The 25,429-nt window shown below is 57.1% G+C and carries 25 protein-coding genes, 1 other RNA gene and 1 pseudogene; 10 read left to right on the top strand and 17 right to left on the bottom strand.

What is annotated here, in order from left to right; genetic code table 11:
• Nucleotides 1–38 precede the first annotated feature (38 nt).
• Nucleotides 39–317, bottom strand: coding sequence for a helix-turn-helix domain-containing protein (locus TH3_RS16060; protein ID WP_007089744.1), 279 nt, complete (start codon nt 315–317; stop codon nt 39–41).
• Entirely contained in the window at nt 314–652 is a 339-nt protein-coding gene (locus tag TH3_RS16055) for a type II toxin-antitoxin system RelE/ParE family toxin (RefSeq protein WP_007089743.1), read from the bottom strand. The genes TH3_RS16060 and TH3_RS16055 overlap by 4 nt, the downstream gene beginning before the upstream one ends.
• Before the next feature lie 203 nt (nt 653–855).
• On the opposite strand from TH3_RS16055, the gene TH3_RS16050 reads away from it, so the two are divergent.
• Entirely contained in the window at nt 856–1,206 is a 351-nt protein-coding gene (locus TH3_RS16050; RefSeq protein WP_007089742.1) for a hypothetical protein, read from the top strand.
• 29 nt (nt 1,207–1,235) lie between these two features.
• On the opposite strand, the gene ftsW is transcribed toward TH3_RS16050, so the two are convergent.
• The 9 genes from ftsW to TH3_RS16005 form a co-directional block, all read right to left on the bottom strand.
• Complete coding sequence (gene ftsW, locus TH3_RS16045; RefSeq protein WP_007089741.1) at nt 1,236–2,381, bottom strand: putative lipid II flippase FtsW; 1,146 nt, start codon at nt 2,379–2,381, stop codon at nt 1,236–1,238.
• Nucleotides 2,378–3,784, bottom strand: a complete 1,407-nt coding sequence (murD, locus tag TH3_RS16040) for a UDP-N-acetylmuramoyl-L-alanine--D-glutamate ligase (protein WP_007089740.1) — start codon at nt 3,782–3,784, stop codon at nt 2,378–2,380. The genes ftsW and murD overlap by 4 nt, the downstream gene beginning before the upstream one ends.
• Nucleotides 3,785–3,801: 17 nt before the next feature.
• Nucleotides 3,802–4,890, bottom strand: coding sequence for a phospho-N-acetylmuramoyl-pentapeptide-transferase (mraY, locus tag TH3_RS16035; protein WP_007089739.1), 1,089 nt, complete (start codon nt 4,888–4,890; stop codon nt 3,802–3,804).
• 24 nt (nt 4,891–4,914) lie between these two features.
• Complete coding sequence (locus TH3_RS16030; protein ID WP_007089738.1) at nt 4,915–6,345, bottom strand: UDP-N-acetylmuramoyl-tripeptide--D-alanyl-D-alanine ligase; 1,431 nt, start codon at nt 6,343–6,345, stop codon at nt 4,915–4,917.
• A gap of 65 nt (nt 6,346–6,410) precedes the next feature.
• Nucleotides 6,411–7,871, bottom strand: a complete 1,461-nt coding sequence (locus TH3_RS16025) for a UDP-N-acetylmuramoyl-L-alanyl-D-glutamate--2,6-diaminopimelate ligase (RefSeq protein WP_007089737.1) — start codon at nt 7,869–7,871, stop codon at nt 6,411–6,413.
• Entirely contained in the window at nt 7,858–9,576 is a 1,719-nt protein-coding gene (locus TH3_RS16020; protein WP_007089736.1) for a peptidoglycan D,D-transpeptidase FtsI family protein, read from the bottom strand. The genes TH3_RS16025 and TH3_RS16020 overlap by 14 nt, the downstream gene beginning before the upstream one ends.
• Nucleotides 9,573–10,016, bottom strand: coding sequence for a cell division protein FtsL (gene ftsL / locus TH3_RS16015; RefSeq protein ID WP_007089735.1), 444 nt, complete (start codon nt 10,014–10,016; stop codon nt 9,573–9,575). The genes TH3_RS16020 and ftsL overlap by 4 nt, the downstream gene beginning before the upstream one ends.
• Entirely contained in the window at nt 10,013–10,996 is a 984-nt protein-coding gene (gene rsmH / locus TH3_RS16010) for a 16S rRNA (cytosine(1402)-N(4))-methyltransferase RsmH (RefSeq protein WP_007089734.1), read from the bottom strand. Before rsmH ends, ftsL begins: the two co-directional genes overlap by 4 nt.
• The gene (locus TH3_RS16005) at nt 10,996–11,532 is read right to left on the bottom strand and encodes a division/cell wall cluster transcriptional repressor MraZ (protein ID WP_007089733.1); all 537 of its coding nucleotides are present in this window, start codon (nt 11,530–11,532) and stop codon (nt 10,996–10,998) included. Before TH3_RS16005 ends, rsmH begins: the two co-directional genes overlap by 1 nt.
• 615 nt (nt 11,533–12,147) lie before the next feature.
• Here TH3_RS16005 and TH3_RS15995 point away from each other — a divergent pair.
• The 3 genes from TH3_RS15995 (at nt 12,148) to TH3_RS15985 (ending at nt 14,696) form a co-directional block, all read left to right on the top strand.
• A complete protein-coding gene (locus TH3_RS15995; protein ID WP_174441862.1) occupies nt 12,148–12,813 on the top strand; it encodes an EF-hand domain-containing protein in 666 nt (221 codons plus the stop codon).
• Between the two features lie 152 nt (nt 12,814–12,965).
• Nucleotides 12,966–14,009, top strand: a complete 1,044-nt coding sequence (gene corA / locus TH3_RS15990) for a magnesium/cobalt transporter CorA (protein ID WP_007089730.1) — start codon at nt 12,966–12,968, stop codon at nt 14,007–14,009.
• 84 nt (nt 14,010–14,093) lie between these two features.
• Nucleotides 14,094–14,696 carry a hypothetical protein gene (locus TH3_RS15985; RefSeq protein ID WP_007089729.1) on the top strand — a complete coding sequence of 201 codons (603 nt, stop codon included), beginning with the start codon at nt 14,094–14,096 and terminating at the stop codon, nt 14,694–14,696.
• A gap of 44 nt (nt 14,697–14,740) precedes the next feature.
• Here TH3_RS15985 and TH3_RS15980 read toward each other — a convergent pair whose 3' ends face one another.
• A complete protein-coding gene (locus TH3_RS15980) occupies nt 14,741–15,712 on the bottom strand; it encodes a GlxA family transcriptional regulator (protein ID WP_007089728.1) in 972 nt (323 codons plus the stop codon).
• Between the two features lie 99 nt (nt 15,713–15,811).
• Here TH3_RS15980 and TH3_RS15975 point away from each other — a divergent pair, with 99 nt between their 5' ends.
• Nucleotides 15,812–16,384: a cysteine hydrolase family protein gene (locus TH3_RS15975; RefSeq protein WP_007089727.1), complete on the top strand. Its 573-nt coding sequence runs from the start codon at nt 15,812–15,814 to the stop codon at nt 16,382–16,384.
• Nucleotides 16,385–16,454: 70 nt separating this feature from the next.
• The gene (locus TH3_RS15970; RefSeq protein WP_007089726.1) at nt 16,455–17,075 is read left to right on the top strand and encodes a pyridoxamine 5'-phosphate oxidase family protein; all 621 of its coding nucleotides are present in this window, start codon (nt 16,455–16,457) and stop codon (nt 17,073–17,075) included.
• 54 nt (nt 17,076–17,129) lie between these two features.
• On the opposite strand, the gene rnpB is transcribed toward TH3_RS15970, so the two are convergent.
• Nucleotides 17,130–17,525: RNase P RNA component class A (rnpB, locus tag TH3_RS22530), an RNA gene on the bottom strand.
• A 142-nt stretch (nt 17,526–17,667) separates the two neighbouring features.
• Here rnpB and TH3_RS15960 point away from each other — a divergent pair.
• Entirely contained in the window at nt 17,668–18,537 is an 870-nt protein-coding gene (locus tag TH3_RS15960) for a substrate-binding periplasmic protein (protein WP_007089725.1), read from the top strand.
• Here TH3_RS15960 and TH3_RS15955 read toward each other — a convergent pair.
• The 4 genes from TH3_RS15955 to TH3_RS15940 all read right to left on the bottom strand — a co-directional run bounded on the left by TH3_RS15955 (nt 18,531) and on the right by TH3_RS15940 (nt 23,070).
• The gene (locus TH3_RS15955; protein WP_007089724.1) at nt 18,531–19,250 is read right to left on the bottom strand and encodes an N-acetylmuramoyl-L-alanine amidase; all 720 of its coding nucleotides are present in this window, start codon (nt 19,248–19,250) and stop codon (nt 18,531–18,533) included. The genes TH3_RS15960 and TH3_RS15955 overlap by 7 nt on opposite strands.
• Nucleotides 19,251–19,256: 6 nt before the next feature.
• Nucleotides 19,257–20,129: a DMT family transporter gene (locus tag TH3_RS15950; protein WP_007089723.1), complete on the bottom strand. Its 873-nt coding sequence runs from the start codon at nt 20,127–20,129 to the stop codon at nt 19,257–19,259.
• 166 nt (nt 20,130–20,295) lie between these two features.
• The gene (locus TH3_RS15945) at nt 20,296–22,128 is read right to left on the bottom strand and encodes an ATP-binding cassette domain-containing protein (protein WP_040061119.1); all 1,833 of its coding nucleotides are present in this window, start codon (nt 22,126–22,128) and stop codon (nt 20,296–20,298) included.
• 129 nt (nt 22,129–22,257) lie between these two features.
• Entirely contained in the window at nt 22,258–23,070 is an 813-nt protein-coding gene (locus TH3_RS15940; protein ID WP_007089721.1) for a TerB family tellurite resistance protein, read from the bottom strand.
• 367 nt (nt 23,071–23,437) lie between these two features.
• Here TH3_RS15940 and TH3_RS23350 point away from each other — a divergent pair, with 367 nt between their 5' ends.
• From TH3_RS23350 to TH3_RS23340, 3 genes and pseudogenes are all read left to right on the top strand, one after another.
• Nucleotides 23,438–24,502, top strand: a complete 1,065-nt coding sequence (locus TH3_RS23350; protein WP_007089720.1) for a HAMP domain-containing protein — start codon at nt 23,438–23,440, stop codon at nt 24,500–24,502.
• Nucleotides 24,401–25,035, top strand: a pseudogene (locus tag TH3_RS23345) (methyl-accepting chemotaxis protein); the annotation flags it as partial. The gene TH3_RS23350 and the pseudogene TH3_RS23345, both read left to right, overlap by 102 nt.
• A 65-nt stretch (nt 25,036–25,100) precedes the next feature.
• Nucleotides 25,101–25,403: a hypothetical protein gene (locus TH3_RS23340; protein ID WP_007089718.1), complete on the top strand. Its 303-nt coding sequence runs from the start codon at nt 25,101–25,103 to the stop codon at nt 25,401–25,403.
• The last annotated feature ends 26 nt before the right edge of the window (nt 25,404–25,429 follow it).

Here is a 25,429-nt window from a genome sequence, read left to right as displayed (position 1 = left end):
TTTCGCGGGAGGGGTGGTGAGGGTGGAGGTGTAGGGCCTTAGACCAGTTCGAGCTTGAGCGTGCGGCCGACGGCCTTGGCGCCGCGCTGGATCGTGTCGAGCTGCACCTTGTCGTTGGTGTCATCCAGCAGGCGTTCAAGCTGTGTGCGGCTTGTTTTCATCAGGCGGGCCATTTCGGCCTTGCTCAGATTCTGCTTTTCCATTTCCTGACGCAGTTGCCACGCGAGAACCCGCTTGATGGCCACGGTCTCGATTTCTTCGCGAATGCCTTCTTCTTCGAGGAAGTCGTCAAAAGAAGAGCCAGTATGGTTGGTCATTGTTCCAGTTCCTTCTTGCGCGTCAGAGCAAGGTCAAAGTCGGTTTGGGGCGTTTTTTGCGTTTTCTTGATGAAGGCATGAAGCAAAAGCATTTGTCCGTCGGCGATGCAGAAAACAACCCTGACAATCCTTTTGTCGGAAATGTTGCTGCGGACTTCCCAAAGACCTTTGCCGAGTGACCGGCAGGCTGGCATTCCGACAGGCCAGCCATATTCCACGGTTGCGATGTCCATGCCGAGCGTTTTGCGGTCTTGCGGCGCAAGTTCCTTGAGAAATTCCCGGACAGGTTCAATCCCGCCAAGGGTCCGGAAGAAACGTGCTTCAAGTTTCTTCATATGATCCTGATCTGTACCGTGTACGGTGCATGATCCGCTTTATTGACGGTGGCGTCAATGCCAAAAAGGCCGGATGCGGACGTGAAGAACATTTGGCAAGATGGACTCCCGCTTTCGCGGGAGTGACGGTGGTTTGGATGGTTCGGCAATAGTGGTAGTGTCTCGGGTGATTTTTGTGCTGTTTTTGAATTTAGGATCAGTCGATGAATGATCTAACGGTTGCCAGGGTCTTATCGCTATTTACTGATTTCTCTGACGTTGAATACCAAAGGGAAAGTTGGTTTGGCATTGGGAAATGGGTCAGTTCCCCTGATGAAATGTGTAATGCAATCGACGATATGTTGCTGACCGAATGGGTAGAAGAGAATGCCGAAAAAATGAGCCCGTTTCTGTGTCGGTGCATCTCGGAATTTATTGCGGCTATTGATAAGCTTCCTGAAGCATCAGACCCTTGGGCCGCGTACTTTTCCGTCGAATGGATTCAAATTCGATTACAGGCGTCTGTGATTCGAGATTTGATATCCAAAGAGTTCAAAGACCAATTGGCGTTGTAGAATCAAAAGGATGTTCTGTGGCGGTTGGCTTATTCGCCCGGACGTTTGCGCGTTAAGGCCAGCACGAAGCCCATGCCGATTGCGATGCCGACGGTGGCGGAGCCGCCATAGGAGATGAAGGGCAGGGTCATGCCCTTTGGCGGGACGAGTTGCAGGGTGGAGGCCATGTTGATTACCGCCTGCAGGCCGAACTGGACCAGAATGCCGGTCACGGCCAGCACGACAAACAGGTTGCGTTCGCCCATCAGGCGCGAGAGGCCGCGCATGATGACGAAGCTGAAGACGCCAACCACGAGAACGCAGAACAGAAGGCCGAATTCTTCGCCCGCGACCGCAAAGATGAAGTCGGAATGGGCGTCGGGCAGGTAGTTTTTTACCGATCCCTCGCCGGGGCCCTGACCCATCAGGCCGCCATTCATGAAGGCCTCCATCGAGCGGTCGATCTGATAGTTGTCGCCCGATGCCGGATCAAGGAAGCGGTCCACACGGGACTGCACGTGCGGCAGCACCAGATAGGCCCCAACCGCCAGGCCGACCACGCCAAGGCCAAGGCCAAAGACCAGCACCATCGGCAGGCCCGCGAGGAAAATCTGGGTCGACCAGATGGCGGTGACCACGACGGTTTGGCCAAAGTCGGGCTGGATCATCAAAAGGATGATGCAGGTCGCAAGCAGCATGCAGGAGACGATATAGCCCGGGAAGTTCGGGTTAAGCCGGCCTTCGGAAAACATCCATGCGACCACAACCGCAAAGCAGGGCTTGAGGAATTCGGACGGTTGCAGGGTGATCCCGGCCAGATGAATCCAGCGCACCGCCCCCTTGATTTCCGAGCCGACAAAGGGGGTGATGATCAGAAGGCAGATCACGCCCAGAAACATGATCGAGGCCAGACGCCGCACCCATTTGATCGAGAGCAGCGAAATGCCAAAGGCGCAGATCGCGGCAAGGCCGAGAAACACGAACTGCCGACGGACGAAATGGAAGCTGTCGACATTGATGCGGTCCGCCACCGGCGGGCTTGCCGACATGACGAGCAACGCGCCAATCCCCATCAGCAGGATGACGGCGGCCAGCATCCAGCGATCCACCGTCCACCACCAGATGCCAAGCACCGAGGTATCGGCCCGCGAAAAGGCGATGTTGTTGTTGGTGCTGTTGCCAAACAGGGATTTCATGGTTTCTCCTGCCCGGCATGTGCCAGCGCGTTAAACAGGTCGCGGAAGGCATCGCCGCGGGCTTCGAAACTTTTGAACTGATCGAACGATGCGCAGGCCGGCGAAAGCAGCACGACCGGCATATCGACCGTGCGTGATGCGATGCCTTCCCTGGCGTCAAGGAAGGCTGCGGCGGTGGCCCGATCCAGCGTTTCGCATTTCTGCCACGGCAGGTCATCGCCCAGCGTTTCGGCAAAGGCATCGGCAGCCGTGCCGATCAGATAGGCCTTTTTGATCTGCGGATAAAACGCCTGCAGGCCGTCAATGCCGCCTTCCTTGGGTTTGCCACCCAAAATCCAGTAGATATCGCGATAGGCCGAAAGGGCCTTGGCGGTGGCTTCGGCATTGGTGGCCTTGCTGTCATTCACAAAGGTGACGCCATCGGCCATGCCCAGCCGTTCCTGCCGGTGGGCGAGGCCGGGGAAGGTCATGATGCCTTCGATGATTTTCGATGCCACAACCCCGCGTGCCCGGCAAAGGGCATAGGCGAAGGCAATGTTTTGCCAGTTATGGACGCCGGGCATATGGGCGACCGTGACCAGATCCATGATCCGGGCCTGTGCGCCCGACAGATCATCGATCAGCCAGCCGTTTTCAACGTAAATGCCATGCGGGGCCGGTTTATGGACCGATACCTCGATCACGCGGCGACCGCCTTCGCGGGCGAGTTCGACCGCCATGCGCGCGCAGGGATCATCATCAACCGAGATCACCGCCCATTTCGGGCCCTTGTTGCGCGCAAAGACGCGGCGTTTGGCACCGATATAGCCATCCATGCCGCCGTGACGATCCAGATGATCGGGCGTGATGTTGAGCAGGCCGCAGGCATCGAAACTGGCGTCATGGAGCAGTTCGAGCTGATAGGACGAGAGTTCCAGCACGAAGCAGTCATCAGGACCGGCAGGGTCAAAGCCCAGCGCCGGATTGCCAAGATTGCCGCCCGCCTGGGTTTTGATCCCGGCGTTCGACAGGATATGGGCGGTCAGGGCCGTGGTGGTTGATTTGCCGTTGGTGCCGGTGATCGCGATGCTGGGCACATCGGGAAGGGCGGTGCAGAGCAGTTCGACATCGCAGATGATCGGCTTGCCAGCGCGCCGGGCCTTTTCGGCGGCTGGATGCGGTGTCGGGAAGGTGGACGGAATGCCGGGGCTTATGACCAGCATGTCGGGTTCCGTCCAGTCACATTCCGCGAGATTGATCGGGGCGAGGCCGAAGGCCTCCAGCTGGCCACGGCTTTCCGCGTTGTCATCCCATGCCCAGACGATGGCACCGCCATTGACCAGTGCCTTTACACTGGCCAGTCCGGATTTGCCCAGACCCAGAACCGCGATGGTTTTGCCGCGCAGATGTGACAGGTCGATCAAGGCGGGATGTCCTTAATTTAACGGAGTTTAAGCGTTGCCAGCCCGACAAGGGCCAGAATGACGGCAATGATCCAGAACCGGATAACGATGGTGGGTTCCTGCCAGCCCTTTTTTTCGAAATGGTGATGCAGCGGCGCCATGCGAAACACGCGCTTGCCGGTCATTTTGAACGAGCCGACCTGAATGATCACCGACAGGGTTTCAAGGACAAACAGACCGCCGATGATGGCAAGGACCAGTTCGTGTTTGGTGACAACCGAAACCGCACCCAGCGCACCGCCCAAGGCCAGCGACCCGGTATCGCCCATGAACACCATGGCAGGCGGGGCGTTATACCAGAGGAAGCCAAGACCCGCCCCGACAAGAGCACCCAGGAAAATGGTCAGTTCGCCCGATCCGGCGACATAATGGACCTGCAGATATTCCGCGAACTGGATGTTGCCGATCAGATAGGTGATGAGCGCGAAGCTGGCCGCCGCAATCATGACGGGCACGATGGCAAGGCCGTCAAGGCCGTCGGTCAGGTTGACGGAGTTGGATGCACCCACCATGACGAACATCGCGAACGGTACAAAGAACCAGCCGAGATCAAGCAGGTAGTTTTTAAAGAACGGGAAGGCCAGCGCGGTCGAGAGCGGATCGGCGGTGTTGGTGGAAATCCACCATGCAGCGGCGGCGGCAATGGAAAACTGCCCCAGCAGTTTCAGTTTGCCCGGCAGGCCCTTGGTGTTTTTCTTCGATACTTTCAGGAAATCATCAAGGAAGCCAAGGAAGCCATAGCCGATGGTGACCAGCAGCACCGCCCAGACATAGGCATTGGACAGATCCGCCCACAGCAATGTGCCGATGGAGGTGCAGAGCAACAGCAAAAGGCCGCCCATGGTTGGCGTGCCCTTTTTGGTCAGAAGGTGGCTTTCGGGGCCGTCATCGCGGATCGGCTGGCCTTCGCTTTGTTTGGAGCGCAGCCAGTTGATCAGGGACGGGCCCAGCACGAAGGCCAGAATAAGGGATGTGATAATCGCCCCGCCGGTCCGAAATGTGATGTAACGAAACAGGTTGAAGATCGGAAACTGGTCGGCCAGCGGATAAAGCAGATTATAGAGCATCGCCCCGGGGGTTCCTTCTGCGTCTTAATTTTTGGATGCGGCGCCAGATGCGCCATCCGATGATTTTAAGGCCGAGACAATTTTCGAAACGTAAATGCCAAGCGATCCTTTGATCAAAACCACGTCACCGGCCTGCAAATCGGCCTTGATCGGCGTGATTGCGTCTTCGGCGGTGTCAAAATGGCCGGCAAGAAGGTCGGCAGGCAGGGTTTCCGTCAGGTTGGCCATTAACGGGCCGACCGTATAAACACGTTCGATGCCAAGGGCAACCAGCGGCTGATGCAGGTCTGCATGCAGTTTTTGCGCATCGTCGCCCAGTTCGCGCATATCGCCCAGAACCGCGATTTTGCGGCCCGATCCTTCGGGTTTGCTTTGGGCCAGCACGCTTAAACCCGCCATCATCGAGGTCGGGTTGGCGTTATAGGCATCGTCAATCAGGGTAAAGGTGCCATCAGCCCCATTGGGCAGCGGCAGGATATGGGTTTCCCCGCGGCCGGCGGGCGGGGTGAAATCGGCCAGATCCTGTGCGGCGCGCAGCACATCACCGCCGATTGCATCAACGCAAGCGAGAACCGCAAGCGAGTTCATGACCCAGTGTTCGCCGGGGCAGCCGATGAAATATTCGATATCGCGGCCCCCAATGCGGGCGCGCACGGCAGAACCATTGGCGACAATGTTGGCTTCGAACAGGCGGTAATCGGCCATGGCATCGGTGCCAAAGCACTTGATGTTCTTAATACCGAGTTCCTTGGCCCGACGTGCGAGTGCAAAATAATGCATGTTGTCGCGGTTGAGGATCACGGTGCCGTCGGTATCAAGGCCATCGAAGATTTCAGCCTTGGCCTGCGCGATTTCGGCCTCGTCCCTGAAGAATTCGGTATGCGCGCCAACCACCGTGGTGATCAGGGCGACTTTGGGCCGGACCATCTTGACCAGCGGGCTGATTTCGCCGGGATGGTTCATGCCGATTTCAAACACGCCATATTCGGCCGCCACCGGCAGGGTGGCGAGGCTCATGGGCACACCCCAATGGTTGTTGAAGCTCGCAGGGCTGGCGTGGGTCTGGCCCTGTTCGTTCAGAACGTATTTAAGGGCTTCCTTGGTGCCGGTTTTGCCGACAGAGCCGGTGATGGCGACGATTTTGGCGGTGCTGCGTTCGCGCCCGGCAAGGCCAAGGCGGACCATCGCATCGAGCGTATCATCGACCACAAGGGCCGGTGCGCCATTGCCAAGGGTTTTGGTGTCCGACACCATGGCGGCGGCACAGCCGTTATCAAGGGCGGCCTGGGCGAATTTGTGACCATCGAAATTGGGGCCCTTGAGCGCGATAAACAGATCGCCCTTTGCGGCCTTGCGGCTGTCAATTGATACGCCGGACGCCTGCCAGTTGCCGGTGGCCTTGCCCCCGGTGGCTTTTTCGGCGTCTTTTGCCGTCCATAAAACAGCCTTGGTCATTTTTGGGTTTCTTTCGTATCCGCATCCAGCACGATCTTTGGCGTCGTGGCTGGTTTTAAAATCAATCAGTTACCGCCCAGAAGGATGTTGCGCGCGACCGCGGCATCATCGAACGGCAGAACCGTATCGCCGACAATCTGGCCTCTTTCATGGCCTTTTCCGGCAATAATAAGAATATCGTTGCGTTGCAGGATGCCGATGCCGCGTTTGATCGCCTCGGCCCGGTCGCCGATTTCAACCGCACCGTCGCAGGCGGCCTTGATCGCGGCACGGATTTTGGCGGGGTCTTCGCTTCGGGGGTTGTCATCGGTGATGATGGCGATATCGGCGTTTTCCTTGACCACGCGGCCCATTTCCGGGCGTTTGCCGGTGTCACGATCACCGCCTGCGCCAAAGACGCAGATGATGCGGCCCTTGGCGTGCGGACGGACAGCCTTGATCACGGTTTCAAGCGCGTCAGGGGTGTGGGCGTAATCGACAAAGACCGGCGCGCCGAAGCTTGTTTTGCCAACCAGTTCCATGCGGCCCCGCACACCTTCGAGCTTTTCAAGGGCGGCAACCGCATCATCGACATCAGCCCCCGACGCAATGACGATGCCAAGGGCGGCAAGCGCATTCATCACCTGGAACGAACCCATGAGGGGCAGATGCACACCATATTCGCCCTTTTCGATGGCGAGCTTGAGCCTGGTGCCGGTGGCATCGGGCTTGGCTTCGAGCAGTTTGATATCGTCGGCATTTTCGCCATAGGACATCACCGAAATGCCGCGCCCTTCGCACATCGAGCGCAGGATTTTGAATTGCGGGACATCGGCATTGAGAACTGCCGTGCCGTTTTCGGCCAGAAGATCGGCAAACAGGCGGGCCTTGGCGGCGAAGTATTTTTCGAAATTGCCGTGATAATCAAGGTGATCACGGGTCAGGTTGGTAAAGGCGGCAACCGTGACTTTCACCCCGTCAAGGCGATGCTGATCAAGCCCGTGCGAGGAGGCTTCCATCGCGACGTGGGTGACACCGATTTCAGCCATTTCATTAAGGCTTTGATGCAGTGCCACCGGATCGGGCGTGGTCAGCGAGCCGGGGATTTTCGCACCCGCAGCTCGAATGCCAAGGGTTCCGATGGAGCCCGACATATTGCCCATGATGGTCCAGAGCTGTTCGGTGAAAACGGCGGTGGAGGTTTTGCCGTTCGTCCCCGTGATCGCCGCGATATTGGCCGGTTGTTTGCCATAAAAACGCGCGGCCAGTTGGGCGTAACGCTGTCGCGGGTTTTCCACCGGGATCAGCGGAACCGTTGCGGCGACGGGTTTTGGCGTGCCTTCCTTTGCCAGGATGGCGGCCGCACCAAGGCGGATCGCATCATCGATATATTTCGATCCGTCGGTTTTGGCACCAGACAGGGCGGCAAACAGATAGCCATCCTTCACGGTGCGTGAGTCTGCTGTCAGGCCCGTAATGTTCGGGTCCTGTCCGTCGGCATGTTTAAGTGCCGCTTGATCACCTGCCATGAGTTCAGAAAGACGCAAGTTTGCGCTCCCCCTTGCGAAGGTCGATCTGCAGCGCTTGCTCAATCTCCGGCGCCTTCGCATTCGCCGGTTCAATGCCCAGAAGGGGAGCAATACGTGTCACAACCTTGCCTACTGCCGGGGCGGACACCCAACCGGCTGTGGCAAATCCATAGGTTTCTTTTGTGCCTTTGGGCTCGTCCAGCGTCACCAGAACCACATATTTCGGGTCCTGCATCGGGAAGGCGGCGACAAAGGTCGACATGCGGGCGTTCTTGACATAGCGCCCGTTCACGAGTTTTTCCGACGTCCCGGTTTTACCCCCAAGGAAGTAACCCGGAACTTCAGCCTTTTTGCCCGATCCATCGGTCACGACGAGGCGCATCAAACGCCGCATCTTGTCCGAGGTCTGCCGGGAAATAATACGTTCGCCCGCCGGTGCGCCGTCCTGTTTGAGGATGGTTGCCGGGCGCAAAATGCCGCCATTTGCAAGGGCGGAAATGCCGCTGACAACCTGAAGCGGTGTCACGGCAAGGCCATGACCAAAGGAAATGGTCATGGTGTTCACTTCGCGCCACGGATTGGGCACAAGCGGGGAACCGACTTCGGGCAGCTCGATTTTCGGGGTATCGAGAATGCCGAATTTCTTGAGATATTTGCGCTGGGTCTCGGTCCCGAAATCAAGGGCGATGCGGGCCGACCCAATGTTTGACGAATATTTGATGATTTCGGCCACCGACAACCAGCGGTTTTCGCCGCGATAGTCGCTAATCGCGAAGCGCCCGACGCGGATCGGCTGCGAGGCGTCATACATGCTTTGCAGATTGACGGTGCCGGTTTCAAGCGCAATGGCGGTGTTAAACAGTTTGAACACCGAGCCCATTTCATAAACGCCCAGCGTTGCGCGGTTAAAGCGCGCATCCGCCGGGGCCTGACCGGGGCGGTGCGGATCAAAATCGGGCAGCGACATCATGCCGAGCACTTCGCCGGTATAGATATCCATGACCATGCCGGTCGCCCCGACCGCATCATAGGTTTTCATCGCGCTTTCGACTTCTTCCTCAAGCGCGTATTGAATGCGGGTATCAAGGGAGAGTTGCAGCGGGCCGTTATTGATGCGCAGTTCGTTATCGAATTTGCGTTCGACACCGGCGATGCCGTTATTGTCGATATCGGTAAAGCCGAGCACATGGGCAAACAGGCGACCATGCGGATAGACGCGGCGTTCTTCACGCTGGAAATTAAGCCCCGGCACGCCAAGCGAGTTGACGGCATATTGCTGTTCAGGGGTCAGATTGCGACGGATCCAGACGAAGGCCTTTTGCGAGCTTAGATGACGGATCAGGGTATCGCGATCGAGTTCGGGTAGCACGGTCAGCAATTGATCGGCCGATCCGACCGGGTCCTTGATCACGCGCGCATCGGCATAAAGCGAGTTGGTCGGAAGATCGGTCGCAATCAGCATGCCGTTGCGATCAACGATATCGGCGCGTTCGGTTTTAAGTTCGCGGGTATCCGATCCCGATGCCATTTCGGGTTCATTGCCCTGACGCAGAACGGTGGCATCGACCAGACCCGCCGTGATCCAGACAAAGCCAACGGCAAACATCGCACCGGTAATGAAGATGCGGTTGCGCGCGGTTTCAATCGCGTGACGTTCGCGTTGATCGGGGCTGAGTTCCGGGCGGTCACCGCGCAGCCAGTATGAGAAACGATGGAAACTCATTGTCCGCCCTCCTGCGCATCGGACCGGGTTGCGGCAAGCGACGGGGCATTGATGATCATGGCTTCGGCGGCTTCGTCCGGGGCCAGTTCATCGGGGCGCGCACGCGGGACCGGCAGGAAGGCGACGGCCTCGCCGAATTTATCAAGACGATATTGATGCAGATCGGCGTCTTCGGGCAGGTCATCGATGCTGGCCATCTGAAGCGGGGCGATCTGATCGAGTTTAAGGTAAGTCTTGGCCAGGCTTTCGATGCGTTGCGGATTGTTCAGGTAGCTCCATTCCGCTTCGAGGACATGGATACTTTCCTGTTCATTGAGGATTTCCGACTGAATGGCGGAATAGCGTTTTTCAAGGCGTTCGACTTCGTGCGACACCCAATAGGTGCCCGCCCCAATAACGATGGTCAGAAACAGCCCGATAAAGGTCATGGCGCGTGTCATTTGCGCCCCCCTTGAGTTGCTGGCTGTTCATTGCGGGCAACCGCACGCAGTTTGGCCGAACGCGCACGCGGATTGGCGCGCAGTTCGTCTTTTTGCGCGGTTACGGCCTTGCGGGTGATGGTGGTGAAGGTCGGGGTTGCGACCTTTGGCTCGCCCGGAAGGCGGCGCGACATTTTCGACGGATCGCCGGACCGTTCCTTCATGAAGGTTTTGACGCTGCGGTCTTCGAGCGAATGGAAGGTCACGACCACCAGACGGCCACCGGGTTTGAGCAGGTTTTCAGCCGCCTGCATGGCGCGTTCAAGTTCGCCGAGCTCGTCATTGACGTAAATGCGAAGGCCCTGGAAGGTGCGGGTGGCGGGATCAATGCCGTCCTTGGATTTGCGCACGACCGACCGCACCGCGCGGGCCAGTTGCAGGGTGGTTTCAAACGGGGCCTCGGCGCGCATTTCGATGATTTTATGCGCGACCTTGCGCGATGCGCGTTCCTCGCCATAGCGATAGATGACGTTGGCGATGTCTTCTTCGTCGGCGGTATTGATGAAATCAGCCGCCGTCGGGCCGGACATCGACATGCGCATATCGAGCGGCCCGTCTTCGCGGAAGGAAAATCCGCGGTCGGCCTGATCAAGCTGCATGGAAGATACGCCGATATCAAGGACGATGCCGTCCACCTGATCAACGCCAGCGGCGGGCAAAAGGGTGCCCATATCGCCAAAGCAGCCTTCGAGCATGTGGAAGCGATTGGCATAATCGGCTTCCATTGCTCTTCCGGTGGCAACGGCGGTCGGGTCGCGGTCAATGGCGTAAAGTTCGCAGTCCGCATGATCGAGAATGGCGCGGGAATATCCACCCGCGCCAAAAGTGCCGTCCACCATGATCTCGCCCGCCCTGGGGGCCAGGGCATCGAGAACTTCGCGCAATAGCACCGGCTTGTGCGGGCCATCGCCTGTGGCGAAGCTGAGGTCATGGATGCTCATCACGCGCTCCCCCCATCATCTGGTCCCTCTTCATCCGGGGCGATTTCACTGGTCGGGGCAGCGGGGCGGCTGCCCGGCGCGAAATCGGATGCCGGTTTGAGTTTGAGGGTCGATCCGCGATTGAAGGTGCGGGTGCGGCTGGCGTCCTGCAGCGGTTTGAAGATTTCCGGGTTCCAGATACGGAAGGTGCGGCCACGGCCAACAAAGGCGACCTGATCTTCGATGCGGGCGAATTCGATCAGTTCCGGGGGCAGGATGATGCGGCCTTCGCCGTCGAACGGCAGCATGTGGGATGCGCCAAGAATGGTATCGGCAAGGTCGTCGGCCTCGTCGGAGAACATCGCCAGTTCGTCAATCGACGCGGCAATGCGGTCCATGTGGCTTTCGCCACAGCCTTCAAGGGCGGCTTCCTTGTGGGATTGATACAGATAGATGCCAGCGAAGGTTTCACGTTCCAGGGTCGCGCGGAACCGCTTGGGCACGGAGACGCGCCCTTTTCGGTCCAGCTTGTGAATGTGCGTTCCTGTGAACAGCACTTCGCCATTCCCCTGATCAAAAAACCATTTCGAACCGCCAGAGAGTGATCAGTTTCCGCGCCGAAATGGATATGCCCCGCATGACACCGTAAATGTGCCTAGTTATGGGGTACCATGGGATTTGATGGGGGTCAATGGGAATTGATGGGATCAAATAGGGTGATAATGTGGTTTCCTGCGGCTTTGCGGCAGATCGGAATGGGGTGGAAATGGGCCAAAAGTAACCGTTTTCCGGGTGATTTTTACCTGTTGCCCATGAAAGCCCATAGATGCCCCCACGCGCGCCCATGCAAATCCATTCGCAGACCTTTTTTGATCGGCATGGGATTTGACGGGATGACGGAGAGGCTTTTCACGCAACATGGCGATGATCCGGTTTGGGGGCCGATCCCGGCTTCGGGGATTGGCATTTGATCGTTAATCGGTTTTGATGGGGCAATGTTGCCCGCGATCTGGTCCGTGCTGATATGCTATGATGGTGATCCTGAGGCGGGGCGGCGTCAGGACAGGCGAAGGGAACGAGTGTTGCGGAAAAAAGCTGCCATATTGTTAATGACGTGTGCCGTTGTGGCGGTTTTGAGCCTTCGGGGGCCGGTGCATGCCCAGAGCCTTCAGATGGATAAGGGCAGTGCGACGATTTCGCCCGAAGTCACATCGCCTGAAATGCGCCAGTTATTGCCACTGATCATGAAGCAGTTGCAGAATAATCCGCAATTGATGGGGCAGTTCGGGCTTGGCGGTTTGGGCGCGCTTAACGGATTGGGCGGGCTTGAGGATGGCGAGGGTCTGCCGACGGGGACTGGCACCAACGGCACGGGTGCGGCGGCAATCCCCGGACTTGAGGATGCGATTGCCAAGGCGCTGGCCAATCAGAATGCGGCGAGTGCCGCCGCGACCGGCATCCCCGAACAGGTCACGATGTATCGGCAGCAATATCACCCGATCGATATGGATCATGACGGGCGGATCAGTGCGGACGAGGCGGCGGCCTATGCCAGCTGGATGTTCCGGCGGCGCGATATCAATGGCGACAGTGTTCTGGTGGGGCGTGAATTTGCCGCGGTCGAGGCATTGCCGGGCACGGCGGAAGCCAACCGCCAGCGGTTGCGGACCGAAAGCCGACGGCTCGAATTGCTGTTTGGCAGTGTTGACGCCAATTCTGACAAAATGATCAGCAAGGATGAGTTCCTGACCTATGCCAAGGCGCAGTTTGATGAAAAACGCGGGAACGATGCGGATATTGATCCGTTTGCGTTTCAGACGGTTCTGCCGTTTCAATAGCGCGATGATGTGCCTTGGCGGTGTTTAACCGATTTGTAATGGCTTGGCGCGTGACAGAACGGGGCCTTCGGGCCTATGACAGGAAGCGCACAAGCCCGAAATAGACCGGCACCCGGCAATGTCCGGTCAACCGGCGCGGATGGAGAGTGACCATGGACAGCAACGAATTTTTTGCCCCGGCCCGGACCCCGTCCGACGATACCGCCGCCCCGGCGGATGATGCTGCATTGGTCAGTAGCGGCGATGCTGTTGATGGCGAAGTTAACAGCGCGGAAAGTGTCGCAAAGCCGCCAAAGGCGGAGCGCACACCGGTCTGGATCGACCTTTTGAACCCGTCCGATGACGAAATTCACGAGATCGAGAAGCGGTTCGATATCGAAGTCCCGACCCGCGAGGAAATGCAGGAGATCGAGCTTTCATCGCGATTGTATGACGAAGACGGCGCGCTTTTCATGACGGTATCGGTGCTAAACAAGGCCAATAGTGACGAGCCCGAAACCACCGCGATCACCTTTATCCTGGTCAAGAAAACCCTGATCACGCTGCGCTATGCCGACCCGGTGCCGTTCAAGACCTTTATCCGGCGGGTCAATCGCAGCCCGTCGCTGGCATCGAGTGCCGAGGCGGTTCTGTTCGGGTTGCTGGAACAGATTGTTGACCGGCTGGCCGATATCATGGAACAGGCGGCCGCCGACCTTGAAGGGTTGTCAAACATCGTTTTCGCCAATCCCGATGACCCGGCCCATGATCAGGATCACCGCGCGGTTCTGCGCCGCATCGGGCGGGCCGGGAACCTTTCGGGCAAGGCTAAGGACAGTTTGCTGAACCTGCATCGGCTGGGGCTGTTTCTGTCAACACAGACGCGGCTTAAAAAGGATGCCAAGACGCGGCTTAAAACCATTTCGCGCGATATCGTGTCGATCACCGAACATGCCAATTTCATCGCCAACAAGGTGACGTTCCTGCTTGATGCGACGCTGGGCATGATCAATCTGGAACAGAACAATATCATCAAGATTTTTTCGGTCGCGGCGGCTGCCTTCCTGCCGCCGACTTTGATCGCGAGCATTTACGGCATGAATTTCAGCGTCATGCCGGAGCTTGACTGGCAGTTTGGTTATCCGCTGGCGATTGGCCTGATGGTGCTGTCGGCTGTTCTTCCGCTTTGGTATTTCAAGCGGAAAGGGTGGCTTTAGGTGGTTTCTGGACGTCGTCTGTTCAATCTCAGAAAGTGCGAAGTTGATAATCTTCGTTGAGTCTAGGGTCTTGGGGGTGGGGTGATGCGCGCATTTGCTGTTTTTATTCTTTTATTGATTCCGAGCGTATCTTATTCCCTTGAATATTCACAATATACAATAGACATCAATAATCCGAAGAATTTTGAGTTCAGTCATAAGGTTATTGGGCTGAAAAATGTGTTTAATTTTTTGGTAGAGATTGATCGCAATTATATTACGGTTAAGTCATCGGAGTGCGGTGAATATTACTGTCGATTGAATTTTGAATTTAATGGGCAGGAAACGGGTGAGTTATTGCTTGATGAAGATGATCGGAGCACATTGTGGGCGTTTCGTATAAAATTATATCATTTTATGAAAAGAAATAATGCTTACTCCGGATCAGATAAGAACCTATTTTTTATAGATAAGATGTATCTAGATGCCATGATATTAAGAGATTTTGGGTTCCCACGACTAGCTCTTATTTACTGTAAGTCTCTCGATATTTGTGGTTACATTGATCGAATTTCTCAGTCTGGTACCCTCGATTTTGAAGAATATGACAGAATGGCTGCCGAGATATTGAGCCGAAGCGATATAGATCCAAAAATGTCGGATAAATTATTGAAGGCAGTTTCAATTGTTAAGAATGGAACCAAGTAAATAATTTCTTCGATGTGATATTGGTTTTTTGAGGAAGTTAAATATTACAATTTGAACCGTTCGCGATAGTCGCTGGGTGCCACGCCCAGATGTTTGACGAAGCAGCGGCGCATGCGTTCGTCATCGCCAAAGCCGCAATTAAGCGCGATCTGGCTGATGCGTTTGTCGGTTTGTTCAAGGGCGGTTCTTGCGGCTTCGAGACGCATCAGTTCGACCGCGCGCGCCGGGCTCAGGCCGGTGGCGGATTTGTAGGTGCGTGAAAAGTTGCGCGGGCTCATGCCCGTCTGTTCGGCGAGGTCCTCGACCGAAAGGCGGGTTTGAAGGTTTTGCGTGATCCAGCCATGCAGGGCATCAAAGCGCCCGGTATTGTCATTGGCCTGATGTTCAAGCGGCAGGCTGAATTGTGATTGGCCGCCGGGGCGGCGGATGAAGACGATCAGGCTGCGCGCGACGGCAAGGGCGACGTCACGGCCAAGATCCTGTTCGATCATCGCGACCGCCATATCAATCCCGGTTGTTACCCCGGCCGAGGTCCAGACCGGACCATCGCGGACAAAGATCGGATCGGGGGCGACACGGCTTTGCGGGAACATGGCTTGCAGGCGGTCGCACCAGCGCCAGTGGGTGACACAGGCGCGATTATCAAGTATCCCGGCGGCGCCGAGAATAAACGCCCCGATGCAGACCGAGCCGATGCGGGGGATTTGAGCGCGGTGTTTTTCAAGCCAGCCGATCAGATTGGCATCGCCAAGGGCATCAAGCATTTCATCGGACCCGGCGGCGATCAGGGTGTGGATTTCACCCGGATCAAGATCGGCAAGGGCGACGGTATCCAATGCGATGCCGGTATCGGTCATGATCGGGCCGCCGTGGCTTGAGGCCAATATGGTGCGATAAAGCGGGGTGCCGGTTGCCGGATCGCGGGCCTCGTGAAACGCCTGTAAGGGGCCGGTGACATCAAGCATCACGGTTTGCGGGGTGAGGATGAAAACGATGAGGCGGGGCAGCCGGGGCATCAAGGGGCTTTGTCCTGAAATGAGGGGTTGTTGTCATTTATGCCATTCGGGGATCGGATAATCTAGGGCCAACATTCAACCGCGCCGGAGAGATTGAGAATGACCGAAACCAAAACCGCAAATACCGCCCTGATCATGATCGACTGGCAGCAGGGTTTTGCCGATCTGGATTATTGGGGGCAGCGCAATAATCCGGGGGCGGAAGCAAACGGGGCAAAGATTTTGGCGCATTGGCGCGAAATGGGATGGCCGGTGATCCATGTGCGCCATGATTCGACCACGCCGATTTCGCGGCTTTATCCCGATCATCCGGGGCATGAATTTATTGAGTTTGCCACACCGAAGGATGGTGAGCCGGTTTATGGCAAGCAGGTCAATTCGGCGTTTATCGGAACGCGCCTTGAGGCCGATTTGCGGGCGCGCGGGATCAACCGGATCGTTTGTTGCGGGATATCGACTGATCATTGCGTGAATACCACGACGCGGATGGGGGCGAACCTTGGCTTTGAGGTGACGATTGTCAGTGATGCCTGTTTTGCGTTTGAGCGCAAATTGCCCGATGGGCGGGTGTTTGGTGCCGATCTTGTGCATGATGTGGCGCTGGCGAGTTTGAACGGCGAGTTTGCCAAAGTTTGCACGACAGATCAGGTGATCGGGGGGGATTGCGATTGACTTGCATCTGGGTTTGTCGCAGTTTTGCCGCCCGTCACCATGATAATCGTCCCCTGAAAAGGTTTGCCCCATGACCAAGATCGATACTGCCGAGAAGCTGCGCGAGATTTACGGAATGCCGATGGAATTGGCGGTTGCCAAGGCATTGACGAAGCTTGACCCGCATTGCCGGCATTTTATCGAACTGGCACCCTTTGCCGTGATTTCATCGGCCGATGCCAAGGGCAATGCCGATGTCAGCCCGCGCGGCGACGGGCCGGGCTTTATCAAGGTGCTTGATGACAATACGCTTCTGATGCCGGATCGTCCGGGCAACAATCGCGTTGATACGTTATCGAACATCATTGAAAACCCGAATGTCGGGATGCTGTTTTTCGTGCCCGGTTTCAACGATACGCTGCGTGTGAATGGCACGGCGGAAATCCATAATGATCCGGCATTGCTGGCGCATTTTGCCGATACGCCAAAACCGCCGATCACGGTGATCAAAATCCGGGTCGCGGAAGCGTTCCTGCATTGTGCGAAATCGTTGATGCGGTCCAAACTCTGGAGCATCGAGAGCCAGGTGGATCGCAAGGTGATGCCGACCCTTGGCAAGATCATCAAGGATCAGACGGCAGCGAGTTTCGACGTTGGCACCCAGGAAGATGCCGATAAGTATTTCGCGCAATCCATCGCCGAACGCGGTTAAGGCATTCACGGCGGGGCATGTCCCCGCCGATGTCATATCGGGCAAAAAAGAAAATAGACCAGATGGCCTGTAAGCCGGGTTCTGTCCATGCGGCGAACCGCACTGGATGGCCATTCATCTGGGACGCCCGTCGCCGGACGCCTCCTGCAACCAACCCGAATGGTGGCGCGGAAACCCGCCTGCCGACAATGCCGAAGCATCCGGCCGACCATTCCTATTAGGTTTTGCTCCCGGTGGGGTTTACCATGCGTCCCGCATTGCTGAAGGACCGGTGCGCTCTTACCGCACCCTTTCACCCTTTCCTGATGGCTTGCGCGATCAGGTGGTTTGCTTTCTGTGGCACTTTCCCTAGGGTCGCCCCCGCCAGCCGTTAACTGGCACCGTATTTCCATGGAGCCCGGACTTTCCTCCCCCGTTCCGAAGAACAGGGGCGGCCATCCGGCCATCTGGTGGGCGTGATGTAGGTGACATTGATCGCGTCGTCAAGAAAAAGCAGTTTGTACAGGGACTTATACGATCGTTATCCGAACCATGCCAAAAACGCATGGAAGCCCGGAAATCTGCGGGTTTGCCATATCCCTCTTAAGGGGGTATGTCGTGTTTTCAGGCTCATATTGATGATGCCGGATTTTCATTTGAAGGATTGGCCATGCGTGCGGCGCTTTGGATTTCAGGCGCAATATTGATCTTTTGTGCTGTGTCTTTTGGGGCGCAGGCGAAAGACGTGCGTCTGTGCTATGACGACTGGCCGCCTTATGCCTATGACGATCAGGGTGTTGCGCGCGGGCTTGCGGTGGATCTGGCGACCCGGTTCCTTGAAAATGCCGGGCATTCCGTCAGTTTTGTCGCGATGCCGATGGCGCGGTGCCGTTTCTCGCTGCGGCAGGGGGCGGTGGATGGCGTTTTGCTTGATGATCTTGCCAAGGCTGATGAAACCGGGCTTGTGATATCGTCCCAGTCCCTGGTTAGCAAGGTGACGGTGGCCGTGGTCAATTCGGGTTTCAGCCTTGCGACCTATCAGGGGATGCGCAGCCTTGATAACACCAACTGGCTTAAAGTGATCGGGCAGTCCTATCCGGCGGAAATCCTTGCCAACGAAACCATGCATCCGGTGGAAGTTGCCGAATATGCCAAGGGGTTCGAGATGCTTAAACGGCACCATGTCGATGTGCTGTTTAGCGATCTGGCCTTTCTGCGTTTTGCTGGTGGGGATCAGAAAAGCCTGACGGGGTTCAAGGTGCTTTTGCCTGCGGTCGAGATTGAGGAGCGGTATTTGAGCCTGCGGTCCGATCTGGCGCCGGTGCTGAACGATTTTGACCGGGAAATGGCGCGCGGGCTTCTGACCGGGGTGGTGGATGGTATCTATCACCGGCATCTTGGCTTTAGCCGGGTCGGTTTTGCCCGCTATGTCGGGTTATCCGATGTGCCGATTGCCAATCCGGGTGGCCTGATCGTTCAGTAAAGTCCGGCTTTATCGAGCAATGCGCGCAAAATTGCGGCGCATTCACCGTCCACATTTCCCGAAATATTGGATGGCCGCCAGTGACGCTGAAAGGCGATGCGGCGTTCAAGCGCGTCATTCGGGCCATATCCCAGACGGTCGAGCATCGCATCGAATTCGGTTTCGGTGCAGGCGGCATCGTTTTTGGTGATGTCCGCCGTGGGCCACAGGCCGATGCCGTTTGCCGCCAGACGATCCCATGGGAAAAGTTCACCGGGGTCTTCCTTGCGGTCCGGGGCCATGTCGGAATGGGCGATGATGCGATCCGGTCGGATATCGTGACGGGTCAGGATATCGCGACACAGCGCGATGACGGCGTCGATCTGGATGTCGGGAAAGGGACGATAACCGAATTCATGGCCGGGATTGACGATTTCAATGCCGATGGAACTGGAATTCACATCATCGCATTCCTGCCACTGACCGCGCCCGGCATGCCAGGCGCGTTTATCCTCGTCCACCAGACGGAAAATGGTGCCGTCTTCCTCGACCAGATAATGGCTTGAGACCGAGGCCGCCGGATCACACAGGCGATCAAGGGCGGCCTTACCGCTTTGCATGCCGGTATAATGCAGGACGAGGATATCAATCGGTACGCAATCGGGCCTGTCGCCGTAATTGGGCGAGGGGCGGGCGATGATGCGGTTCTTGAAATCCGTGTTTCCAGCAGACATCTCGGGTCAGTCCATTCCCTGTTCCTGTTGCTGCGGCGGTTTGCGCAGCATGATCACGCCAACCCCGGCCAGAACCGTCAGGCCGCCGATGATTTTAAGGGTGCTGATCGGTTCGTTAAAGACAATGAACGATCCGGCAACACTGATCACCGGGGCCAGCAACGACCACGGCACCACCACATTCACATCCTGTGTTTTCAGCAAATGATACCAGAAGCCATAGGCCACGATGGACGACATCACGACGGTGAAACTCGTGTTGGCCCATGCGACCCAGCTTGCATTGAACACCGCCTCAACCGCAGCCGGTTCGAGGAACAGCGAGAGGATCAGCAATTGCGGGGCGGCCATCAAAGCCATCCAGCCATTAAGCTGGAAGGTGTCGATATTGCCGAGTTTTTTGATCATGACATTGGCAACCGCCCACATGAAGGCGGCAAACACCACCAGCAACAGGGGCAATTGCAGGTCGGTCATGGTCGGGTCCCAGAACATGATCATCACCCCGACAAAGGCCAGCGTCATGCCCGAAAGCCGTTTCCAGCCCAGCCGGTCATTGAAGAAATAGGTCGCCAGCATCGAGGAGAACGGCACACCAAGCAGAACGATAATCGCCACCGGCCCGGCATCAAGCATCGAAAGCGCAAAGAACAGCACGCCGAAATGGCCGGTGCCAAAGATGACCGACAGAATGGCCAGACGGCCAAAGCGGCCAGACGGCATTTTGGTGAAGGGCAAAAGCAGGATCGCAACCGATCCAAAACGGATCGCGGTCAGCATCAGGGGCGGTATTTCACTGACCGCGCCTTTGACGGTCAGCATATTGACGCCCCAGATCACGGCAACGGACAGGGCCATCAGAACGGCTTTGAGGGGCATGGCAGGGGCTTTCGGCAAAGCGCATCGGCGCTGGTGGCGCGTTTGCGGGTTTATCGGTATGCCCCTTCATCCGATGGAAAGAGCAACCCGACAAGTGAATTGTTTTCAGTTGTCGGGTAAATTGTGACCGATCCGAATAGTGCCGTAAAGCATTGGCTGTGAAGCGTTATGACAGCCCGAGTTCCTCGCGGAGCATTTCGAGTTCGAGCCAGCGTTCTTCGCCCGCTTCGAGTTCGGCACGGGCGGCGGCCATGCGGTCGACCTTTTTCTGGAAGGCATCCGGGTCCTTGGTGAACAGGCTGCCATCGGACAGGGCGGCTTCGATTTCGGCAATCTCGGCCTCGAGCTTGGCGATCTGGCCGGGCAGGTTGTCGTATTCGCGCTGGTCCTTGTAGCTCATCTTGCCGGTCGGTTTGGGCTTGGCGGCCTGTGACGAGACGGATTTTTTGCCGCCTTTGCCCGATGTGCTGCCCAGCTTTTCCTCGGCGACAGCCGGGGCGGCGGACAGTTTGCGTTGGGCGATATAATCGGAATAGCCGCCGGGATATTCGGTGGCGATGCCGTTGCCTTCCATCACGATGGACGAGGTCACGACGCGATCAAGGAAATCACGGTCGTGGCTGACGAGCAAAAGCGTGCCTTCGTAATCGGCGAGCATTTCCTGCAACAGATCAAGCGTATCCATATCGAGATCGTTGGTCGGTTCGTCCATGATCAGAAGGTTGGTCGGCTTGGCAAGCTGTTTGGCCAGCAAAAGCCGGTTGCGCTCCCCACCCGACAGGGCACCGACGGGGCTGCGCGCCTGTTTTTCGTCGAACAGGAAATCGCGCAGATAGCTTACGACATGGCGCGGATTGCCACGCACCATGACCTGATCGCCGCCGATATCGCACAGCGTATCCCACAGGGTCATATTGTCATCAAGGGCCGCACGTTTCTGATCGAAATAGCTGGCATTGAGGTTGGTGCCGATCTTGATCGTGCCGCTATCGGGTTCAAGTTGCCCGGTCAGCATTTTAAGCAGGGTGGTTTTGCCCGCCCCGTTCGGGCCGATGATGCCGACCTTGTCGCCGCGCAGGATACGGGTCGAGAAACCGGTCAGGATCGTTCTGTCGCCAAAGGATTTGGTGATGTCGGTGGCCTCGATCACGACCTTGCCCGATGTGCTGCCGGCGTCAGCCGCCAGCGACACGTTGCCGATGCGTTCGATCTGCTGCGACCGGGTTTCGCGCATGTCCCACAGGCGGCGCAGACGGCCCTGGTTGCGTTTGCGGCGCGCCGAGATGCCCTGCACGGACCAGACGGTTTCCTGGGCGATCAGTTTATCAAGCTTGGCGCGTTCTTCGGCTTCCTTGCGGAAGATTTCCTCGGACCATTCTTCGAATTTCGAGAAGTTCTGATCGGTGCGGTGCATGACGCCGCGATCAATCCACAGGATGCCGGTTGAAATCGCGTTCAGGAAGGCGCGGTCGTGCGAGATGACGACAACCGCACCGCGGAAGTTTTTGATCTCGCCCTCAAGCCATTCGATGGTCGGCAGGTCAAGATGGTTGGTCGGCTCGTCGAGCAGAAGGACCTGCGGATCGGCGATCAGGGCGCGCGCGATTGCCGCCCGGCGGCCTTCGCCGCCCGAGAGTTTGGTCGGGTCGGCCTGCGGATCGATATTGACCGAGTCCAGCAGCATATAGACGCGATAGGCATAATCGATTTCATGTTCGTCGAGCGCGGACAGAACATATTCCTCGACCGTGGCGTAGCCGTCGAATTTCGGTTCCTGATTAAGATAGGCGATCTTGCAGCCCGGCTGAACGAAGCGTTCGCCGCCATCGGCTTCGATTTCGCCAGCGATGATTTTAAGCAGGGTCGATTTCCCGCCGCCATTGCGCCCGACAAGGCACAGGCGATCCCGATCCCCGATGGCAAAGGAAACATCGGAAAACAGATCGTTGCCGCCAAAGGTCAGACGGATATCGTTTATATTGATCAGCGGTGGCGCCATGGAAAAACCGATAAGCTTGAGGTCATGAAAACTGGCCCCCTGCAAACCGCAAATCGCGGCATCTTGCAAGGGAAATCATTGCATGCAGGGCAGGGGTGCGTCGCAAGTGGCTGTTATCAGGGCGTGACCCTAGCGGATATTGCGTTCCTTGCGGATCTGATCCCAGGCGGCATTGATGCGGGCCATCTTGTGATTTGCCTGTTCGATGAATTCGGGCGGCATGCCCTTGGCGATCAGGGTGTCGGGATGGTTTTCGCGCGACAGTTTGCGATGGGCGGCCTTGAGGTCATCGTCGCTGGCATCGCGGCCCAGCCCAAGCTGTTCATAGGGATCGGGGCCGCCGGGGCTGGTATAGGCATGATGCACGCGATCAAAATCAATATCGGCAAAGCCGAAAATGGTTGCGACCTTGTGCAGGAAGTCCTTTTCGGCCGGGTGCAGGGCACCATCGGCCAGCGCGATCTGATAAAGCGCTTCGAGGATGCCTTCGAGCAAAGCACGTTCGCCGCGGAACAGAAGGGCGATCTGCCGGGCGTAGGGTTCAAAGCCGTCGGATGACTTGCGCGCCATGTCAAACAGGCGACCGACATTCTTTTCCTCGCCGGGCGGGATGTGAAACACGCGCTTGAAGGCGTTGATTTCATCACGCGACACCACGCCATCGACCTTGGCCATCTTGGCCGAAAGCACGACAACGGCAGTGGCAAAGGCGACCTGACGCGCATCCTGCCCGCCGGGGAAGCTGCCCTGTGTACTGCCGCTATAGCCGCCAATGCGGGCGGTGCGGATATTGTGCTTGATCCTGTCGACGACATGACCGGCCGCCGCCCCCAGAATGGCGCCAAGCGGCCCGCCAAGGGCAAAGCCCGCGGTGCCGCCGATGATTTTACCCCAGATGCTCATACTTCTGATCAGGCTCTTGGTTGCGAAAAGGACATTCATTTATCGCCGTATCGGCCAGATGCCGACAGGCAAAGCGCATTAGATAGTACAGGTGAAGCAGGAAGCCAGTCTTTTCATTCAGGGAATCGTTGCAGTGTACCGGATGCGGCGGCGGCAGGGGGTAAATGTCGCGTCCTTTCAAGGGTCTGAGGCCTTGGCAAGTGGCGTCTTTCAGTCCGGCGTGCACCATTGTAACAAAACGGTAACCCAACCGGAGATGAAAACGCACAGGTGCAGCCCAAGATAGCACTCATGCATCAGATGCAGGGCAATAGGGCGGAAAACGCGTGACCTACTATACCAAAGTGTATGGTACTATACCTAGGGTTAGTGTCCTGTTGAATATAAGTCTCTTGGGAGATTCGTAATGAGCTTTTTGTCGCGCATGAAGCTGATCTATCAGATTTCGTTGATAGGTTTAGCTGCGCTTTCTATTTTTGCGATCGTTGCCATGGTCCTGTTTGTCGCGGATTATCAGCGTCAAACTGCGGAAACGACTGCCGAGGAAGCCGTCGATGACCGATTGATCGTTGACGGGATCGCCCGAGAATTCCTGAACGCCCGGAGGCGTGAAAAAGACTTTCTGCTGCGGTTGGATGAAAAATACGCCGCCGACCATGCGGAAACGGTTGCGATTGTTCAGGCCGGTTTGAAAAAGCTGGCCAATGATTCGGCCCTTGATCCGTTTGATGATGAAATTTCGTCCATCGAGACTTCGTTTGACAATTATGCATCGCAATTCGACAAAATCACGGATTTGCAACGCGAAATCGGTTTGGATGAAGAAAGCGGCCTGCTTGGCAGTCTGCGCGCGTCCGTTCACAATGTCGAGGAAGCGCTGGATCAGTACAAAGCCGACAAGCTGACAATCATCATGTTGATGATGCGCCGCCACGAGAAGGATTTCCTGGCGCGGATTGATCCGAAATATGTTGCGCGCATTGATGACCGTCTGGCGGAATTTGGTCCGGCATTGACCGCCGCCGACAGTATTCCTGCTGCGGAAAAGCAAAAGATTGCCGATCTGATGAAATCCTATGTGACGGATTTCAAGGCGCTGGCGGCGGGGATCCTTCAGCGCGAGGAAGAATTGGGCAAGCTGAGCGACTATTACGCCGAAGCCGAACCGGTTCTGGAACAGCTTAGTGCCGATATAGCGGCCATCGCAGCCGCGAAGAAGGCGGAGGCAAACGCCATTTCGCAGCGTAGCCTGATCACGACGGTCGTGATGTTTGTTGTGGGGGCGTTGGCGTTGCTGGTGCTGTCCGTATTGCTGTCAAAAGCAATTGTGCGCGCGATCGCCGGACTGACGACAAAGATGACGCGGTTGGCGCATAACGACTTTGATGTCGACATCAATGAAGTCAATCGGGCCGACGAGATCGGCGAGATGGGCCGGGCGGTTCTGGTGTTCCGTGAAATACGGTATTGAACGCGTCAAGCTTGAAGCCGCCCAGCGCGAGGCTGACGAGCGCCGCCGTAAACGCCTGGAAACCCAGGAGCGGTATATCCGCGAGTTTGATCAGGCGGTGGTGGCCGTCATGGCCGAGGTTGGCGGTGCCGTTGACCAGCTGCATCAAGTGTCAAATGTGCTGCGCAAAAGTGCGGATACTGCGGCAAACCAGTCCCTGGCGGTGTCATCGGGGACCGAGGAAGCATCGGCGAATGTGCAGCTTGTCGCGACGGCGGCGACCGAGCTTGCGGCATCCATCAACGAGATTTCCGGTCAGGTCAGCGAAACATCGAACATGGCGCAATCGGCAACCGAACGTGCGCGCCATACCAATGAAAACATTCAGGGGCTGAATGATGCGGCGCTCAAGATCGGCGAGGTCATTGGCCTGATCAGCGATATCGCCGGGCAGACCAACCTTCTGGCGCTTAATGCCACCATCGAAGCCGCCCGTGCCGGTGATGCAGGCAAAGGTTTTGCGGTTGTGGCAAGCGAGGTCAAGAACCTTGCCAATTAGACGGCCAAGGCCACCGATGAAATCACCAGCCAGATTAACGGTATCCAGCAGGCGACCGGATTGGCGGTTGAGGCGATTGATGAAATCGTGCGGATGATTTCCGACATCAGTGAACGGGCATCGGCCGTTGCCGCCGCAGTCGAACAACAGACGGTCGCGACCAGCGAGATTTCGCAGAATGTCGAACAGGCCGCCGCCGGGACCGAGGAAATATCCGCCGCCATGCAGGGCGTATCGGCAGCAGTTGCCGAAACCAATGTTGCCGCCAATGACGTGCATGGTTCGGCCGATAATCTTGGCACGCAAAGCGGTCATTTGCGCGGCCAGATTGACGGGTTCCTGGAACGCATGCGATCACTTTGATGGTGAAATGTCGACATTAATGTGCA

This window comes from Thalassospira xiamenensis M-5 = DSM 17429 (assembly GCF_000300235.2).
GTDB lineage: Bacteria > Pseudomonadota > Alphaproteobacteria > Rhodospirillales > Thalassospiraceae > Thalassospira > Thalassospira xiamenensis.
The sequence above is the reverse complement of the archived record's forward strand: the minus strand, read 5'-3'. Positions and strand labels throughout refer to the sequence as shown.